Origin of the sequence: Streptomyces sp. NPDC058632 (assembly GCF_042717095.1) — a bacterium.
Classification (GTDB): Bacteria; Actinomycetota; Actinomycetes; order Streptomycetales; family Streptomycetaceae; genus Streptomyces.
On sequence record NZ_JBHXQZ010000096.1, the window covers coordinates 1 to 17465 of the forward strand.

14 protein-coding genes and 1 pseudogene are annotated in these 17465 nt (G+C 68.9%); 13 read left to right on the forward strand and 2 right to left on the reverse strand.

What is annotated here, in order from left to right; all coding sequences use genetic code 11:
- Positions 1-405: 405 nt before the first annotated feature.
- The 4 genes and pseudogenes from ACFWVE_RS28700 (at position 406) to ACFWVE_RS28715 (ending at position 6669) form a co-directional block, all read left to right on the forward strand.
- The gene (locus ACFWVE_RS28700; protein ID WP_384019974.1) at positions 406-939 is read left to right on the forward strand and encodes a hypothetical protein; all 534 of its coding nucleotides are present in this window, start codon (positions 406-408) and stop codon (positions 937-939) included.
- Positions 940-982: 43 nt separating this feature from the next.
- A pseudogene (locus tag ACFWVE_RS28705) lies at positions 983-3649 on the forward strand (Helicase associated domain protein); the annotation flags it as partial.
- Between the two features lie 462 nt (positions 3650-4111).
- Positions 4112-4882, forward strand: coding sequence for a TnsA-like heteromeric transposase endonuclease subunit (locus tag ACFWVE_RS28710; protein WP_384019977.1), 771 nt, complete (start codon positions 4112-4114; stop codon positions 4880-4882).
- Positions 4883-4944: 62 nt separating this feature from the next.
- The gene (locus ACFWVE_RS28715; RefSeq protein ID WP_384019980.1) at positions 4945-6669 is read left to right on the forward strand and encodes a transposase; all 1725 of its coding nucleotides are present in this window, start codon (positions 4945-4947) and stop codon (positions 6667-6669) included.
- Here ACFWVE_RS28715 and ACFWVE_RS28720 read toward each other — a convergent pair.
- Positions 6624-7498, reverse strand: a protein-coding gene (locus tag ACFWVE_RS28720) for an IS5 family transposase (RefSeq protein WP_384019982.1) whose coding sequence is annotated in 2 segments (ribosomal slippage) — positions 6624-7105 and positions 7105-7498 — 876 coding nt in all. Because the reading frame shifts where the segments join, the coding sequence is not laid out codon by codon here. The two genes, ACFWVE_RS28715 and ACFWVE_RS28720, sit on opposite strands and share 46 nt — an antisense overlap.
- Positions 7499-7589: 91 nt before the next feature.
- Here ACFWVE_RS28720 and ACFWVE_RS28725 point away from each other — a divergent pair.
- From ACFWVE_RS28725 to ACFWVE_RS28740, 4 genes are all read left to right on the forward strand, one after another.
- Positions 7590-8075, forward strand: a complete 486-nt coding sequence (locus tag ACFWVE_RS28725) for a hypothetical protein (RefSeq protein ID WP_384019985.1) — start codon at positions 7590-7592, stop codon at positions 8073-8075.
- A complete protein-coding gene (locus ACFWVE_RS28730; protein ID WP_384019988.1) occupies positions 8069-9097 on the forward strand; it encodes a TniB family NTP-binding protein in 1029 nt (342 codons plus the stop codon). Before ACFWVE_RS28725 ends, ACFWVE_RS28730 begins: the two co-directional genes overlap by 7 nt.
- 101 nt (positions 9098-9198) lie before the next feature.
- Positions 9199-11322, forward strand: coding sequence for a Helicase associated domain protein (locus ACFWVE_RS28735; protein WP_384019991.1), 2124 nt, complete (start codon positions 9199-9201; stop codon positions 11320-11322).
- A gap of 177 nt (positions 11323-11499) precedes the next feature.
- Positions 11500-12411 carry a helicase associated domain-containing protein gene (locus tag ACFWVE_RS28740; RefSeq protein ID WP_384019994.1) on the forward strand — a complete coding sequence of 304 codons (912 nt, stop codon included), beginning with the start codon at positions 11500-11502 and terminating at the stop codon, positions 12409-12411.
- Between the two features lie 115 nt (positions 12412-12526).
- Here the strand turns inward: ACFWVE_RS28740 and ACFWVE_RS28745 are convergent, their stop codons facing one another.
- The gene (locus ACFWVE_RS28745) at positions 12527-12685 is read right to left on the reverse strand and encodes a hypothetical protein (RefSeq protein WP_384019997.1); all 159 of its coding nucleotides are present in this window, start codon (positions 12683-12685) and stop codon (positions 12527-12529) included.
- Between the two features lie 9 nt (positions 12686-12694).
- Between ACFWVE_RS28745 and ACFWVE_RS28750 the strand changes: the two genes are divergently transcribed.
- The 5 genes from ACFWVE_RS28750 to ACFWVE_RS28770 all read left to right on the forward strand — a co-directional run bounded on the left by ACFWVE_RS28750 (position 12695) and on the right by ACFWVE_RS28770 (position 17349).
- The gene (locus tag ACFWVE_RS28750) at positions 12695-13681 is read left to right on the forward strand and encodes an ABC-three component system protein (protein ID WP_384019999.1); all 987 of its coding nucleotides are present in this window, start codon (positions 12695-12697) and stop codon (positions 13679-13681) included.
- The gene (locus ACFWVE_RS28755) at positions 13674-14153 is read left to right on the forward strand and encodes a three component ABC system middle component (RefSeq protein ID WP_384020002.1); all 480 of its coding nucleotides are present in this window, start codon (positions 13674-13676) and stop codon (positions 14151-14153) included. The genes ACFWVE_RS28750 and ACFWVE_RS28755 overlap by 8 nt, the downstream gene beginning before the upstream one ends.
- A 4-nt stretch (positions 14154-14157) precedes the next feature.
- Complete coding sequence (locus tag ACFWVE_RS28760; RefSeq protein WP_384020005.1) at positions 14158-15078, forward strand: hypothetical protein; 921 nt, start codon at positions 14158-14160, stop codon at positions 15076-15078.
- Positions 15079-15356: 278 nt separating this feature from the next.
- Entirely contained in the window at positions 15357-16490 is a 1134-nt protein-coding gene (locus ACFWVE_RS28765) for an IS630 family transposase (protein ID WP_384020008.1), read from the forward strand.
- On the forward strand, positions 16483-17349 hold the full coding sequence (locus tag ACFWVE_RS28770; protein ID WP_384020011.1) for a DUF3732 domain-containing protein: 867 nt from the start codon (positions 16483-16485) through the stop codon (positions 17347-17349). The genes ACFWVE_RS28765 and ACFWVE_RS28770 overlap by 8 nt, the downstream gene beginning before the upstream one ends.
- Positions 17350-17465 lie beyond the last annotated feature (116 nt).

The following is a 17465-nucleotide window of genomic DNA, read 5'->3' on the forward strand; positions in this document are numbered from 1 at the left end:
TTTTTTTTTATACCACACCCCCCCGGGCGGGGGGGTGGGGGGGGGGGGGGCGGCCCCCCCCGCGCAACCCCGATGCTGCGCATCGGGGTTGACGCTCCGTCCGCTGCGCTTCCGGAGCGGACGGACTTCGTCCCGCCGCCGGGCTTCCGCTGCACTGCAGCCCGGGCCGGCGGGTCCGCTGCGCTCCCCCGCCTGGCGGTCCTTCCGGCTGCGCCTCCAGGACCGTTGGGGCCCGCTTCGCGGGCCGGGCTGGCTGCGAGAGTGGGGGGTTGCTCGTTCGTTTCGGGTTCTGGTGTAGGGGTGCATCAAGTTGATGCAGTATGTAGAGTTGGCGAAAACACGGGACACCCCTCAACCACCCGATGCGGGCCCAGATGCCCGCGCCTTTCGGAAAAGGGAAAATGCATGTGGAGTGCTCAGGACGTGGCGCGGGATCAGGTCCGGCGTCAGGCGAATGGCCTGGACGTCGCCGCTGTTGCGGAAAAGGTGGCGGAGGCCGCTGTCCGTGAGCGGGAGACCGCGGAGCAGTTGAGGGGAAACGGTTCCTTCTACGCGTTCGAGTTGGACCGGGAGCGGTTGGCTGTCATCTGGCTGGCCCAGCACGCTGAGTGGCGGCGTGTCAGGGACTTGATGACTGCAGTCGGTTGGAGCGTGTACGAGCCGGAACGGGACGCTCAGGGTTCGGTGTGGGCTCGCGAGCGTGAGGAACGGTTTGCTGGTGCTCTTGCGGGACAGGCCGACTTGGGGGAGCGGCGGGGGGAGGAAGCGGATGAGCTGCGGACGGAGGTCTGGCTGTCCGCCGCGTCCAGTCGGCTGATCCGGGTGGTGGCCGGCCGGACGGGGCTGCGCCCCTCTCAGGTCCTGGCCCAGCTCGCCGAGCGGATCGTCGTGGGCGAGGACGGTACGGTGTCCGTCCCGCCCTTCACGCCGTCCTGGTGATTTCCGAAGCGAGTGGAAAAGAAGGCAGAGGAGGAGCGGGGAAATGCTGGGTATTCGGCTTCGGGAACATCAGGTGGCCCAGAAAGCTGCTTTCCGTCGGTGGGTGGGATTCCCTGCAAGATCATCCGTGCCGTCGGAGGGGGCACGGGGGACGATCGTGTCCGCGACCGGATCGGGCAAGACGATCACCGCGGCCGCGTGCGCGCTGGAGTGCTTCCCGGGCGGGCGGGTCCTGGTGACTGTGCCGACTCTGGACTTGCTCGTGCAGACCGCTCAGGCGTGGCGGTTGGTGGGCCACCGGGCGCCGCTGGTGGCGGTGTGCTCGCTGGAGAGCGATGCGGTGCTCGATTCGCTGGGGGTACGCACCACCACCAACCCGATCCAGTTGGCGCTGTGGGCGGGGTCCGGGCCGGTGGTCGTGTTCGCCACGTACGCCTCCCTGGTGGACCGCGAGGACTTCGAGGATCCGATGGGCCAGGGCAAGGTTCGCGGGCCTTTGGAGGCCGCTCTGGCGGGCGGGGAGCGCCTGTACGGGCAGCAGATGAGCGGTTTCGACCTCGCCATCGTGGACGAAGCCCACTCCACCGCAGGTGATCTTGGCAGGCCGTGGGCGGCGATCCACGACAACGCTCGCATCCCGGCGGACTTCCGGCTGTACCTGACCGCGACTCCGCGCATCCTCGCGGCGCCCCGACCGCAGAAGGGCGCGGGCGGCCAGGAGCTGGAGCTCGCGTCGATGGGCCAGAACTCCCAGACCTACGGGCCGTGGCTGGCCGAACTCGGGCTCTCGGAGGCCATCGAGCGGGGCATCCTCGCCGGATTCGAGATCGACGTGCTGGAGATCCGCGACCCCTCCCCCGTCCTCGGGGAGTCGGAGGAGGCGCAGCGGGGCCGGCGCCTGGCGCTGCTGCAGACCGCACTGTTGGAGCACGCGGCGGCGTACAACCTCCGTACGGTCATGACGTTCCACCAGAAGGTGGAGGAAGCAGCCGCGTTCGCGGAGAAGATGCCCCAGACGGCTGCGGAGCTGTACGTGAGCGATGCCTCCGATGAGGACCTGGCGGCCGCGGACCGGCTCCCCGCGTCGTCGATCGACGCGAGTTTCTACGAGCTGGAGGCCGGCCGCCACGTCCCCCCGGACAGGGTGTGGTCGGCGTGGCTGTGCGGCGACCACCTCGTGTCCGAGCGGCGCAAGGTCCTGCGGCAGTTCGCAGGCGGCATCGACGCCGCCGGGCGCAGGGTCCACCGCGCGTTCCTCGCCAGCTGCCGCGTGCTGGGGGAAGGAGTGGACATCACGGGCGAGCGGGGTGTGGAGGCCGTGTGCTTCGCGGACACCCGCGGTTCCCAGGTGGAGATCGTGCAGAACATCGGACGGGCGCTCCGGCTCAACAAGGACGGCTCCACGAAGGTCGCGCGGATCATCGTGCCGGTGTTCCTGGAGCCCGGCGAGGACCCGACCGATATGGTCGCCAGCGCCTCGTTCCGCCCCCTTGTAGCCGTATTGCAGGGCCTGCGTTCGCATGACGAACGTCTGGTCGAGCAGCTCGCCTCCCGCGCGCTCACGAGCGGCAAGCGCAAGATTCACGTCCGGCGGGACGAGGACGGGCAGATCGTCGGGGCCGGCGGCGAGGGCGACGGCGAGGACCGGGAGGCCGACACGCAGGCCGCCGCCGAAGCCGCCCTGCTGCACTTCTCCAGCCCACGCGACGCCGCAACCATCGCCGCGTTCCTGCGCACCCGGGTCTACCGGCCCGAGTCCCTGGTCTGGCTGGAGGGCTACCAGGCCTTGCTGCGGTGGCGGAAGGAAAACGAGATCACGGGCCTCTACGCCGTGCCCTATGACGTCGAGGTTGAGGTCGGCGTCACCAAGGACTTCCCCCTGGGGCGATGGGTGCATCAACAGAGGAAAACGCTGCGGGCCGGGGAGCTGGAGGAGCGGCGCAAGCTGCTGCTGGACGCGCCGGAGGCCGGGATGGTGTGGGAGCCGGGCGAGGAAGCCTGGGAGGCCAAGCTCGCCGCGCTGCGCTCGTACCGGCGGGCCACTGGGCACCTCGCGCCGCGTCAGGACGCCGTCTGGGACGACCCGGCCGGCGGCGGGAGCGTGGCGGTTGGGCAGCTGGTCGCGAACCTGCGCCGTAGAGGCGGCCTCGGCAAGGACCCCGAGCGGGCGCGAGTGCGCGTGCAGCAGCTGGCCGCGATCGACCCCGACTGGAATTGCCCCTGGCCGCTCAGCTGGCAGCGCCATTACCGCCACCTCGCCGACCTCGCCGAGGACGAGTCCGGTGGGGTGCTGCCCTACATCGCCCCTGGCGTGCTCATCGACGGCGACGACATCGGCAAGTGGCTCCAGCAGCAGCGCAGGCCAGCCACCTGGAAGGTGCTGTCGCCCGAGCAGCAGGAACGACTCACCAAGCTGGGCGTCAAGCCCTTTGAGGCCCCGTCTCCGGCCCCGACGGCGCCGCGTGCGACGAAGGGACCGGCCAAGGCGCGGCAGGCGTTCCAGCGGGGCCTGGCGGCCCTTGCGCAGTGGGTGGAGCGGGAGGGTCAGCCGGCCGTCCCGCGCGGGCACGTTGAAGAGATCGTGGTCGACGGTGAGAGGGAACCGGTGACCGTGAAGCTGGGCGTGTGGGTCTCGAACACCAAATCGAGAAGGGACCGGCTGGACGCTGACCAACTCGCCGCGCTCGCGGCGCTGGGCATGGACTGGGCGAAGGCTGTGCTGGTGCCGGCCCAGTCCGTCGGCCCAGCTTCGCTGGACGACGGCTCCCTCCAGCCCTCGCCGTCCGACGCGCCAGGGCAGGAGGACCACGGCCAGGGCGAAGCGGTGACCACGAATGAGCACGAGGTTCAGGTGGCGCGAGGCAGGGAGCAGGTGCAGCGCATGCGCGAGCTGATGCGCAAGCACACCAAGGCCGAACTGCTGCGCATGGCCTACGCGGGCGGCCTGATGAACCACAATTCCCCTGAGGAATGGCGCAAGGACGAGATCGCCTCCACCGTCGTGGACATCGAACTCCGGACCGCTGTCCCGACAGACCAAGCCCGGTCTGTCGAAGACACCACGCCTGTGGCGAAGAGTTCTCATCCGTTCGGGTGAGCGGCGAGGATCAGAACATCTGCGCTCCTGCTCATGTACTTGGCTTCGGGTATGGAGCCTGGCGGAGTTGTTGGTGTGGATGCGGCGGGCGATCTCAAGGTGTCCGCCGTACATGTGGCTACCGGCAGGGTCGACGCGTGCTTTCGTGATCCTCTGGGAAAGGCACAGCAGCTTTCGTGGCTTGAGGCGGCGCAGGACGTTGTCTTTGAGGACTGTCCAGTGATTCGGTCGTTTCCCGTCCGGCCCGGGCGGCGTGTGGCTCCGGGCTGGTGGTGGTCGTCGACGACCGGGCGGCTGGTGGCGTACGGGTCCGGTGTCATGCGGACCCGGCTCATGTTGCTGGACCGGGATCCGGCGGTGGTGGCACTGGCCTGCCGGCCGGTGGAGCTGGTGTGGCGTGAGGACGGCAAGGTCGTCGGCCATGCGCCGCAGCTGATGGCCAGGCTTCAGGACGGCAGCGGCCTGTTGCTCGACTGCGTGGGACTCAGCGGGTCCTCTTCCCGGCTGGCGGGACGGGCGCGGGTTGTGGCGGCTGCTGCGGAGGCAGTGGGCTGGTCCTACCGGCTCGCGGGGCCGCCGGATCCGGTGCTGGTGGCCAATGTGCGGTGGCTGGCGGGTTACCGGCACCCCCGGTACGCCGCAGGGCCGTGGATGCCGGCTCTGGTGGAGGCCTTCGGCAGTCCGCGGCCGGCGGTGGAGGCTGTGCGGGAGCTGGGTGACCCGATCGCCGTGTGGCCTGCCGTCTTTCACGCGCTGTGGAGCGGTGTGCTGCGGGTGGGGCTGGACGAACCGCTGCACGAGCGTGCCGTTGTCTCGGTCGCGCGGCAGGAGGCCGGAGCGGCGTGAGGCAGGCGGTTGTCGACATCGGGGCGCGCCTTCGCTACGACGGACGGGTATGGACGGTCGCCGTGCTGGAAGGTGCCCGGGTCACGCTGGTGACCGATGAGGGTGCCTCGGCGGTGGTGGTGCTGCCCTATCTGTTCGCCGATGCGTCCTTCGGGGTGGAAGGCGGACCGGCGCCGGGGAAGGTGCCGCCGTTCGGGCTGCTGGAGGCGCTGCCGGAACAGGTGCGGGAGCGGGCTCTGGCGTGGCAGCGGCATGTGCGGGAGGTGGAGACGGGCTTTCCTGACGCGGTCGGGCAGGACGTCCCGCGTGAGCAGTTCGATCCGGTGACGCGGAGCCTGGCGCAGCGGGAGCGGGCGAAGGCTGAGGAGTTGAGGTCGGCGGGCTGGGCGGCGAGTGCGGCGACGGTGCGCCGGATGCGGGCGCGCTACCGCGGCGAGGGCTTGTGGGGGCTGGTGGACGGCCGGGCGGTGCGGGAGCGGTCGGCGGTGGGGCGGGCCGATGAGCGGGTGGTCGCGGCAGTCAGGAAGGTGCTGGAGGGGCAGTGGGAGCGGTCGACGGGCACGCTGGTGCGGCTGCGCCGCCGGGTGAGGTGGCTGCTGGAGGAGGAGTACGGCGCCGGGGCGGTGGCTCTGCCGCCGGCGTCGACATTCAACCGGCTGGTGCACGCGGTGGCCGATGGACAGGGCCTTTTGGGGACGGCGGCGCAGCGGCGGTGGCATGCGTCGCGGCCGGCGCCTCCGTTCACGCCGACGGTGGCACTGCGCCCGGGTGAGCTGGTGATGCTGGACAGCACGCCGCTGGATGTCCTGGCGGTGCTGGACGACGGTGTGACCGGCCGGGTCGAGCTGTGTATCGCACTGGACGTGGCGACGCGCAGCATCTGCGCGGCGGTAGTGCGGCCGGTGGGCACGACGTCGGTGGACGCGGCGATGCCGCTGGCGCAGATGGTGGTGCCGGCGGCGATGCGGCCGGGCTGGGATGCGGCACTGTCGATGCAGCGGTCGGTCATCCCATATGAGCGGCTGGTCGCGTTGGACGCTCGGCTGGAGCAGGCTGCCGCCCGGCCGGTGATCATGCCGGAGACCGTGGTGGTGGACCAGGGCCGGGTGTATGTGTCGGCTTCGTTTGTCTCGGCGTGCGAGAGCCTGGGGGTGTCGGTGCAGCCGGTGCCGCCGGCGAACGGCCCGGCGAAGGGGAACGTGGAGCGGACCTTCCGCGCGATCGCCGACGGGTTCAGCCAGTACCTGCCGGGCCACACCGGCTCCGATGTCTCCCAGCGGGGCGCGGCCGCGGAGCAGGATGCGTGCTGGAGCCTGGCACAGTTGCAGGAGCTGCTGGACGAGTGGGTCATCTGCGGGTGGCAGGAGCGGCGGCACGAAGGGCTGCGGCACCCGATGATGCCGCGGGTCGCCGTCTCCCTGAACGAGATGTGGGCAGCTTTGGTGGCGGTGACCGGGCATATGCCGGTGCCGTTGTCCGCCGACGATTACGTCGAGCTGCTGCCGGTGCGGTGGCTGGCGGTCAACGACTACGGCGTCCGCTTCGGCTACCGCACCTACGACCACCCCGGCCTGAACCCCTACCGACGGCGTCGCTCGCCGCGGGCGGACAAGAACGGACGGTGGGAGGTCCACCACAACCCCTACGATCCGAACCGGGTGTGGGTGCGCCTGCCCGAGGGATGGCTGGAGGTGCCGTGGGTCCATGCGGAGGCGGGTAGGGTCTGTTGTGAAAGTGCTGGTCACAGCCACTCGTTGATGGCTGCGACCAGCACGGTCGCTTCGTAGCGGACGGCGAGTTTGTCGTACCGAGTGGCAACGGCCCGATGGCGCTTGAGCCGGTTGATCCCGCATTCGACCGCGTGCCGCTGCTTGTAGCCGTCCTTGTCGAACTTTGGCGGCCGCCCGCCGCGTGATCCGCGCTTGAGGCGGTTGCGGACCCGGTCCGCCGGAACCGGGATGGTGGCTTTGATCCCGCGTCCGCGCAGGTAGGAGCGATTGCCGCGGGAGTCGTACGCCTTGTCGGCCCGCACCCGGTCCGGACGCTTGCGGGGCCTGCCGAGCCCCAGCCGCGGAACCCGGATGGCTTCCAGGACGGGTTCGAACTGCGGGGAGTCGCCCCGCTGCCCGGCCGTGATCACCACCGACAAGGGTTTCTGGCCCTGCTCGACCGCGAGGTGAATTTTGCTGGTCAGTCCGCCGCGGGAGCGTCCGAGGCCGTGGTCGGCCGGCTCGACGAAGATCCCGCCGGGCGGCTCCTTCTGGAGGTCCCCTTTTTCGCCGCTCCGGCGGCGTGCTGGTGGGCCCGGCAGACGGTGAAGTCGACGTTGACCTCCCAGGTGATCAGGCCCTTCGCGTCCGCCTCGGCCTGGAGCTGGGTGAGGATTCCCGCCCAGGTACCGTCCCGCTGCCAGCGCCGGAACAGGTCATAGACCCGGTCCCACGGCCCATAACGTTCGGGCACGTCCCGCCACGGAGCACCGGTCCGGGTCCGCCACCGTATGCCGTCTATCAACTGCCGCCGAGTCCACACCTGCGGCCGGCCCGGCTTGATGCCCGTCGGCAGCAGAGGCTCAAGCCGGGCCCACTGGCCATTCGTCAGATCCCCACGTCCCACAGGACATGATCATCAACGAACAAGATCCACTTTCGCAACAGACCCTAGGCGCCCGTTCACCGCGTTCACCTTTGACCACGTCCGCCGCACCGTGGAACGCCGGCATGGCCGTGAAGAGCACGAGGCAGCGATCGCCCAGGCACTGGATGCGCTGCTGCGCCGTGCCAGCCAGGGATTGGGCAGCAGGCGAGAGCGGACGGTGGCCGCCCGGGTCCAGGCGGCCGCGCAGATGACCGATCCCTCCCCCGCCACCACCCCGCAGCAGTGGCCTGCGCCTCTCGCGCCGGGGGCCTCGTTCGGGCTGCCCGGTTCCTTCACCATCCCGCTTCAGGATGCCGACGGCTGGGACGCCGACGACAGCCTGGACGACATCGAGGACAACCCGGACGACGAGGACTACCTTCTCGCCTCCCTCGCCGACGACCAGGACGCCGCGGCAGGCCACGCGGATGAGGCCGAAGCATCCGAGCCGACGGCCGCAACGGCCGGGGACCAGGCCGCTGAGCAGACGCCGGACGCCGGCGGGGCGGGCGGTATGCGCATCTACGACCCGTACCAGGAGGCCCAGGCATGGTGACGACGGCCCAGCCCGCCACCACGAGCACTTTCAGTCCGCTGACCACGTGGGACGGATGGCAGCAGTTCGTCGACACGCCCCACGCTCCGGCACGGGACGCCGACGACCAGGAATGGACACTGGAGCAGCGAGAGGACTACCACGCACGGTTCGTGGTGCTGAAAACCCCCGCGATGGACGCTGTTTCCACCGCGGTACGCCGCCTGCTGCTGCTCAACCGCGGCCAGCAGGGCGGAGCCCGGCGCGGCCTGATCATCTCCGGGCCGGCCACCACCGGGAAGACCACCGCGATGCAGCAGCTCGGGCGCACCGTCGAACTGGCCGACCGGCGCCGCCACCCGAACCGGGACGGGCGGCTGCCGGTCCTGTTCATCACCGTGCCGCCGTCCTCCACCCCGAAAATGCTCATCAGCGAGTTCGCCCGTTTCCTGGGCCTGCCGGCGCTGGAGCGGATGAACCAGATCCAGATCACCAACGCCGTGTGCGAGCTGCTGTGTGAGATGAGCACCCAGCTGGTCCTGGTCGACGACGTGCACCTGATGGACACCCGCAGCCGGGCCGGCGCCGAGACCTCCGACCAGCTGAAGTACCTCGGCGAGCGGATCCCGGCGACTTTCGTCTACTCAGGCATCGACGTCGAAGCCTTCCCGCTGCTGACCGGCGTGCGCGGCTCCCAGCTCGCCGGCCGCTTCAAAATCGTGCGCAACCAGCCCCTGCGCTACGGCAGCAGCGGCGACAAGCAGGTCTGGAATGCCCTGGTGAACGGCATGGACAGCGCGCTGCGGCTGCGCCAACACCGGACCGGCACGCTGGTCACACACTCCGCCTACCTGCACGCCCGCACCGGCGGCCGCATGGGCAGCCTCTCTCATCTCATCCGCGAAGCCGCCCTGGTCTCTCTGCTGGACGGCACCGAGAAGATCACCAAGAAGCTGCTCGAACAGATCGAGCTCGACACCGCCGCCGAACAACGGGCCCGGGCGCCCAGGCGCCACCGGATGCCCACGCAACGCCGGCCCTGACCGGCGGCGTCTGTCTCAACCATCCGCACCGATCCTCCCGTTCGGCCACGGCTCGGATGCCAGTACATCCGTGCCCGCCAGGAAACGACCTCTACTCCCTGATGCACGACTTTCTTCCACCACAGCCGCAGCCGCCGCGTACGGCTGCAGCACGACCGGCGCCGGTACGGCTCGCGCCGCTGCGGGGCGAGACGAACCTGTCGTACCTGGACCGGCTGGCCGACCGCTACCGGCTCGGCGTCAGAGACCTCGTCCCCTCGCTCCTCCAGGTCGGAGGAGGCCTGTTCAAGGGCTACCGCACGGACGGCGAGGTCTACCTCAACGCCGAAGCCCGCGCCCGCATCTCCGTGTTCAGCCGTGTGCCCGAGGAGATCCTTCAGCGGGCCCTGCCTGCCTGGACCGCTCAGGAGCCCTTCCCGCCGGACGGGGCTGGTCCGGCCGGGCGATTCCGCTTCGGGAGCGTCGTGCCCGCCGCGGGAGAAGGCTGCCGGCTGTGCACGGCCGCACGCACCGGACGGGCCAAGCCTGCACGGCTGTACTTGCAGCCGCACACCCGCATCTGTCCGCGCCACCGGCGCTGGATGCTCGGCACCCACTGGATCTGCGGCGCGCCGGCCGACACCGAGCAGATCGACCTAACGGGGCTGCCGGAGATGATCGCGGCACACCGGCGGCACCTGAATCTGCTGCGCCACTGGCCGCACGGCGTTCGTGCGTTCGAGGTCGCCCATGCCGTGGCCGTCTCTTGGTGGGCACAGCAATGGCCCGAAGAAGAACAGTGGCCGCGCCGGGCACTGCAGCTTGCGCCGCCAGGCACCGATCCCGGCTGGTGTCGGCTGCTGGCCAGGGATGCGGTCATCTACCCGGAGACGGTTGCCCTCGCCTCTGTTCTCGTTGACGAACGCTTCAGGCGGCGGCTGCTCGCCGAGAGCAGCGGCCACCTGCCGCACACTCTTGCGGACACGCCCGCCCTGGTCAGCAAGCTGGCCCAGATCACCAACCGGGGCTGGCTGCCCGAGAAGATCGCTTCGACCTCAGCCGGGCCCTTGCTGGTATGGGTGCACCACTGCGTGCGGTCCCCTGCTGGTGCAGCCGCCGCCGATCGTTTGTGGACGCTGCACATGGCACACCGCCCCCGGCCCATTGCCCGGGAACTGCAGGCCTACCGCGACGCGGGCAGTAAGCCGAAGGCGGTGGGAGGCAGCCCGTCGCGGGGCCGCGGGCTTCGGCTAACCCCCGAGCAGGCATTTCACACCGGTCTGGCGCACGCCCGTGCCTACGGTGCCCTTCACGGCCACCTCGCGGCTCCGATCGGCGAGCGGTTCAACGGCTTTGCACTGGGCCGGTGGCTGTCGAACCACCGGAAATCCCCTGCGGTACCGCCCGAACACGTCGCGGAACTTGAGTCGCTGGATCCGTGGTGGCGGCCGCCTTGGACGGTGATGTGGCAGCGCTCCTACTACGAAGCCCGCGACCATGCCCGTGCCCGGGGCGGCCTGCGTCCCGAGCGCGGCTTCCCCGCCACCAGCTTCGGCCTAGGCGAATGGCTCTACAACCAGTGCACCGGCTACGCCGACCTGCACCCCGCGCAACAGCGCCTGCTGTCCGACATCGGCCTCACCCCCGAGGCCGTACAGACGGCCCGGCCCCGCCGCAAGCACATGGCCACCCACTTCCAGCGCGCCCTTGGCTGTGCCCAAGCCTTCGCCGACGCCCACGGCACGCTGGTCGCCGCGACCGCCGACACCACCCTGGACGGGCTGAAGCTGGGGCAGTGGCTGGCCAACCAGCGCAGCAAAGACCGCACCTACCAGCACCACCACGGCACCCCCTCACCCCGCGCGCTGGCACTGTCGGCGATCGACCCCTGGTGGAACCCGCCCTGGACGCTGGAATGGCAGCGCTCCTGGTACCAGGCACGCACCCACGTCGACGGCGGTCACGTCCTGGATGCCACGGCCGGATTCCCCGGCACCACCAGCGCACTCGCCACGTGGCTGACCAACCAGTGCGCCCAGTACGACACACTCCAGCCCGAGCAGCAGGACCTGCTCGTCCGCATCGGCATCACCCCGGGCCAGGCCCAAAGTGCCGCCGCCCAGCCCGCCGAACGCGAAGCCGACTTCGCCGTCGGACTCGGCTACGCACGTTCTTATCACTCCACACACGGCACTCTCGCCGCCGCGATCAACACCGTCCATGACGGGTTCGAGCTGGGGCGGTAGCTGCGCCGGCAACGCCAGCACGCCCGAACCGATGCCGACAGGGGCGCGCCTGAGTGCGCCGCGGCGAAGGCGCTGGCCGCCGTCGATCCGTGGTGGTGCCCGCACTGGAGCCTGGCGTGGCAACGTGCCTGGCAGCTCATCCACCATCAGGTCCAGGCCGGCAACCAGCCAGACGCCATGCACGAGTTCCGCAGCCTCGTCCCCGCCGAGCGCGCCTGGCTACGCCAGCAGATCACCCGCTACGACGACCTGCATCCCGGCCAGCAGCGCCTCCTGGCCGATATCGGCCTCACCGAGGAGAGCACCCGCACCCGGCCCTTCACCCCGTATGCCGAAACCGCGCTCGAGCACGCCCGCGGCTACACAGCCGCGCACGGCAGTCTGGCAACGCCCCACTGCGCCGTCCACGACGGCTTCCCCCTGGGATCCTGGCTCGCCCGCCAACGCCTTCTGGCCCATAACGCGAACACCCCATACGCCGTTCACCGCGCCCTGACCATGCTCGCCCCCTGGTGGAATCCGCCCTGGCCCATGCGCTGGCAGCGCGCCTACCACCACGCCCGCACCACACCCATCAGTACGGGCACGAGCTCCTGGGCATCCGCTCAACGCGCCGCCTGGCACCGGCTACACCCGCAACAGCGCGCACTTCTCACAGACATCGGCATCACCCCGGAAAACCACACAACCACACAGCGCCGGGAAGCGACCCGCGCCTACCCGCCAAGCCCTGGACTCGTCCACGCCCGCGCCTGGGCCGAGGAGACCGGCAACCTCTGCGTCCCCAAAAGCACGCACCATGACGGCTTTCCCCTGGGGGCATGGCTGATCCAACAACGCCGCAAAGCCGGCCAACGCCGCCTCTCCCCCGCCACTCTGCACACCCTCAACGAAATCGACCCCTGGTGGAACCCACCCTGGCCCTACCACTGGCACCGCAACTACCACCAAGCCCAGACCTGCCACCGCACCGCCCAGCCCTACCCGCCACGCATCACCACATGGATCCAGACCCAACACCGCAACTGGCCCCGCCTGCACCCCCAGCAGCAGCATCTCCTCACCGCCATCGACATCCACCCCGGATAGAACCGACCACATCACCGCTGCCATACATGTGTTCGATTACTGTGACGTTCTGGACTGTCAACATCAGAATCGGGAGACTGTGGCCATGGCGTCCTCCGCGCATGAGGCATCTGCGTCAGCCCTGGGCTATGTCTTCCAGGCGCAGCTCGGCCTCCTTGAGCTGCTGCGGGGACAAGAGGATCGCCCGGACGGGGCGATCAGTCTGGAGCTCCACGACGACGTTGCGTGGGAAGAAAATGGTCGGCCCGTTGAACTCCTGCAGGTCAAGCACCACATCCGCAGTGTGCGGTCGCTCGGCGACAAGGACGACGACGTGTGGCGGACCATCCAGTCCTGGATGGACACACATGCCCCCGGCGACGAGTACGGCCCCGTGCTGACCCTGGTCACCACGCAGCAGGCCCGGCCGGGCACGGCTATGGCCGCGCTCAAGGCACCCAATCCAGCACCCGCACAGGCCCTTGACCTACTCATCGCCGCCGCGCAGGAGTCGAAGGCCAAGGACACGAAGGACGCACGAGCAGCTTTTCTGGCACTTCCGCCGGCGCAGCGTGCCGTCTTTGTTCAGCGGATGAGGGTCATCGACGGTTCGCCGTCCATCGACGACCTTGACGCGCAGGTACGGGTAAAGCTCAGGGCCGCGCTTCCCGACGGGTACGCCGACTCCTTCATGCGGCAGCTGTGGGCGTGGTGGTACGAGCAAACTGTGGACATGCTGCAGAAGCGGCACACCAGCGTCTCCATGACCCGGCTGATGCAGCGCATCAGCCGCATCCGCGACGACTACACCTCCGACAGACTGCCCACACTGGTGGACCGTCAGGACTTCCCGCAGGAGGCCGAGATCGAGCTGGCCGACGCCCGCTTCGTCCACCAGTTGCGCTGGGTGGGCGCCGGCCGCCAGTTGAACAAGGCGATGGTGGACTACTACCGCGCCTACACCCAGACCGTGGCCTGGCTCGAAGACGACCTGGTGGACCTCGACGAGCTGGCACGGTTCGAAGACAACCTCGCCGACGAGTGGCAGCGGGAGTTCGACTGGATGCTCGACGACCTGGACGAAGATGCCACCGACCGGGAGCAGGAGCAGGCCGGCAAGGCGCTGCTGCGCAAAACTCTGGACCAGACCCGGCACCGAATCCGTGAAGCGTACGACGAGGCGTTCTTCTCCCGGGGCAAGCACCATGAACTGGCCGACCGCGGACGGGTCGGATGGCACCCCGACTTCGAGGCACGGGTGAAGAACCTGATCAGGGCCGCCCGTGCCTAGCTGGACACAGCGGCCGCAAGCCAGCGCCGCCTTCCTCAACCCTGCCCTCATCGCCGCCGTCGCAGCCACCGCGGCACGCGACTACGAGCGGGAAGCCTCCGGCAGGCTGATGCCATGGCCGATGGCCTTCGTCGTGGCCCCGCTCGTCTTGCACCGGCCCACGCGGCAAGCGTCGCCCACCTCGACGCGCACGCATCTGACGAACTGGGTGGCGGACCACCCGGCACTCGTCGCAGGCCTTACCGCGCGCAGCACCTCACTGACACCCGCCGTACGGGAAGGCCTGCGCTTCGGGCTCCGCCACCAGATGCTCACCATCGAGCAGGGCTCCCTCAAGAGCAAGATTCCGTCGAAGTCCCGTACCGAGGGCGAACTCGCCGACCTGATCAAGGCTGCATCGCTGATAGGCCGCTGGACTGCCAAGTCCGACAACCCTTCCACCGTCTTTGCGCTGCTGGGCGTGAGACCCTGAGCTGGTGCAGATCCGGTCGATCATCCTCTACAGCAAGAGCGGCGAAAAGCGCGTCCTGGACTTCCGGCTCGGCGAGCTCAACATCGTCACCGGCACTTCCCAGACAGGCAAGAGCGCGCTGCTCGACATCGTCGACTTCTGCCTCGGCAGGGACGAGGCCACGCTCCCGATCAGCCCGATCTTCAACACCGTCGCGTGGTATGCAGTCATCCTGCATCTGCCCGACACTCGCATCCTCACCGCACGGCCGGCGCCTCGCCCCGGCGCCAAGTCAGTCACCAACGCCATGCTCGAAGTCGGCAACGCCCTCGATGTCCCGGAACTGTCCGACCTCCGTGTCAACACCGACTCCACACAGCTGCGCCAGCAGCTCGGGCGCCGGATCGGCATCGGAGACACCCGTAGCGAGCCGGCGCCGGGAAGCCTGCTCTCCCCGCTCAGCGCGAACCTCGGACACGCCGTCCTGCTCTGCCTGCAGAACCAGGACGAAGTCGCTTCCAAGCGGGCGCTGTTCCACCGACAAAACGAGCGCGGCATCCCCGAGAGCCTCAAGGCCACGATCCCCTATTTCCTCGGCGCGGTCCCCGAGGACCAGGCCACGCTCCAGCAGCAGCTGACCCAGGCCAAACGAGCCCTCCGCCGCGCCAAGAACGACCTCAAAGCCGCCCAGGAAGCAAACCAAGGCATCGAGGCCCGCCTTGAGTCCCTCCTCGGTGAAGCCCGCGTCCACGGACTGCTCACCGATAGCAGTGTCGATACCTCGGACCGAGCAGCCGTCATCGAGGTCCTGCAGCAGGCTGCCTTCTTCCGGCCCACCCGGACAACGCAGACGAGGAACAGCGGCGCCAGGAGCTTCTCCTCACCGAGCAGGCATCGGCTCTCCGGCGGCAGCTGCGCTCCCTCGCAGAGGAACGCCAGCTCCTGAACGATCTGGAGACACAGGCTGCCGGCTACACAGGCGCCGTCGCCCGCGGCATGTCACGTCTGTCGGCGCTCAACCTCGTACCCGACGGCTTCCCCGGCGAGCACAGCTGCCCTCTGTGCGGAAACGAGCTCGCCGAGCCCGACCCCACCGTGGCCGACATGCACACCACCCTCACAGACCTCCGAGGGCAGCTAGTGCCGCATCAGTCAAGGTTTGCCCTCTCGTGACGAGTCGCCGGGATGCTGCGGATAGCGGCTCCGGGCGATCAGAATGATCACGTGGCTGAACGCGTGCAGGTCCGTGAGATCGATGACGACGAGGGCAGACGACTGCTGCGGATCGTCCGTCGGGGCACCGGTTCGGTGGTGACCTGGCGGCGGGCCCAGATGGTACTGCTCTCCGCCCAGCGCATGCCTGTGGCGAAGATCGCGGAGGTGACGTTCACCAGCGCGGACCGGGTCCGGGATGTGATCCACAACTTCAACGCGGACGGCTTCGACTCGCTCTACCCGAAGTACCGGGGCGGCCGACCGAGGACGTTCACGCTGCCCGAGCGCCGGGAGATCAAGAAGACCGCCAAGTCGAAGCCGGCCGAACACGGCCTGCCGTTCTCGACCTGGAGTCTGGCCAAACTGGCCGACTTCCTGGTCGCGGAGGGGGTGGTCGACGACATCAGCCACGAGGGACTTCGGGTCCTGCTCCGCGAGGAAGGCGTCTCGTTTCAACGCGTGAAGACCTGGAAGACCTCACGCGACCCCGACTACGCGGCCAAGAAGGCCCGCGTCGAACACCTCTACGCGATCGCCGACCGCGAGGTCATACCCGAGGAAGGCGAGCCCGAAGTCGTCTTCTGCCTGGACGAGTTCGGGCCGCTCAACCTCCAGCCGCACCCCGGCAGGCAGTGGGCCGAACGCGGCGGCAGACACAAGGACCCCGACCGCGATCCCCGGCCTTGCCGCCGGGCGACCTACACCCGCCCGCACGGGATCCGCCACCTGTTCGCCGCCTACGACCTGGCCAAGGACCAGCTCTACGGGCACGTCAAGAAGACCAAGAACCGCTCCAAGTTCCTGGAGTTCTGCCGCTACCTGCGTTCACTGCACCCGGTGGACGTGCGCATCGCGATCATCTGCGACAACTACTCACCGCACCTGACGACGAAGCGGTGCCAGCGGGTCGGGACGTGGGCCGAGGCGAACAACGTCGAGATCGCCTACACCCCGACCAACAGCTCCTGGCTCAACCGGATCGAAGCCCAGTTCACCGCCCTGCGCTACTTCGCCCTCGACGGCACCGACCACCCCAGCCACAAGGCCCAGGGAAGCATGATCCGCCGCTACATCATCTGGCGGAACAAGCACGCCGCCGATCAACGGCTACGCGAGGTCGTCGCCAGGGCGAACGTTGCCTGATGCGGCACTAGACAGCGTTCAAACCGTCCAGCCTCGCCGCGAGCAGGCCCTTCGCGAGATCGAGCGGGCGGCGACTCGCCTGCGCGAAGAGCTTCGCGGCATCGAAGGCGCTCTGAGCATCATCGCCGAGCAGCGCAACCAACAGGCCGGCCTGCTGGGACAGGCGGAAGCCCAGGCCTACACTCGCGGCAGGATCAGCGCCTACCTGGGCCAGATCAGCACCACATCCGACAGCGGACACATCCAGCGCCTGGAGTCAAACGTAGCTGTCGCCCAGCGGCTCATCCAAGGCCTCGAAGAGCAGCTCGACACCAAGACCATCGACGACAAGCTCACCCACGGCCTCAGCTACCTCAGCGGCAAGATGACCGGTCACGCCCGAACTCTGAGACTTGAACACGGCGACCGCTTGGTCCGTCTGGACCTCAAAAAGCTCACCATCGTCGCCGACACCGTCGAGGGCATCACGGAGCTGCTCCGCATCGGCAGCGGCAAGAACCACGTCGGCTACCACGTGGCCACGCATCTCGCCCTGCACCAGTACTTCGTCGCCAACAGCAGACCGGTACCCCGCTTCCTCATGCTCGACCAGCCCACCCAGCCCTACTACCCCTCCGACATGGCCAAACAGCGCGGGCGGCTGGAAGACCTCGCCCTGGATGAGGACCGAGTGACCGTCACCCGCCTCTTCGAACTCATGCATCAGGTCGTCAGGGAACTCGCCCCCAACTTCCAGATGATCGTCAGCGACCACGCGGACCTGCCCCACGACTGGTACCAGGACTCCATCCGCTACAACTGGCGCAACGGCGAAAAACTCATCCCCACCACCTGGCTCGACGACAATCCCACCCCATAGCCAGGCACCCTCGCCAACTCTCCACCGTCGGCATCCACCCCGGACAGAACCGACAAAGACGTTCTTCGACCGCGCCATCGTGCCACCGACTGACTGCTACTCGGCAGCATGCAGGC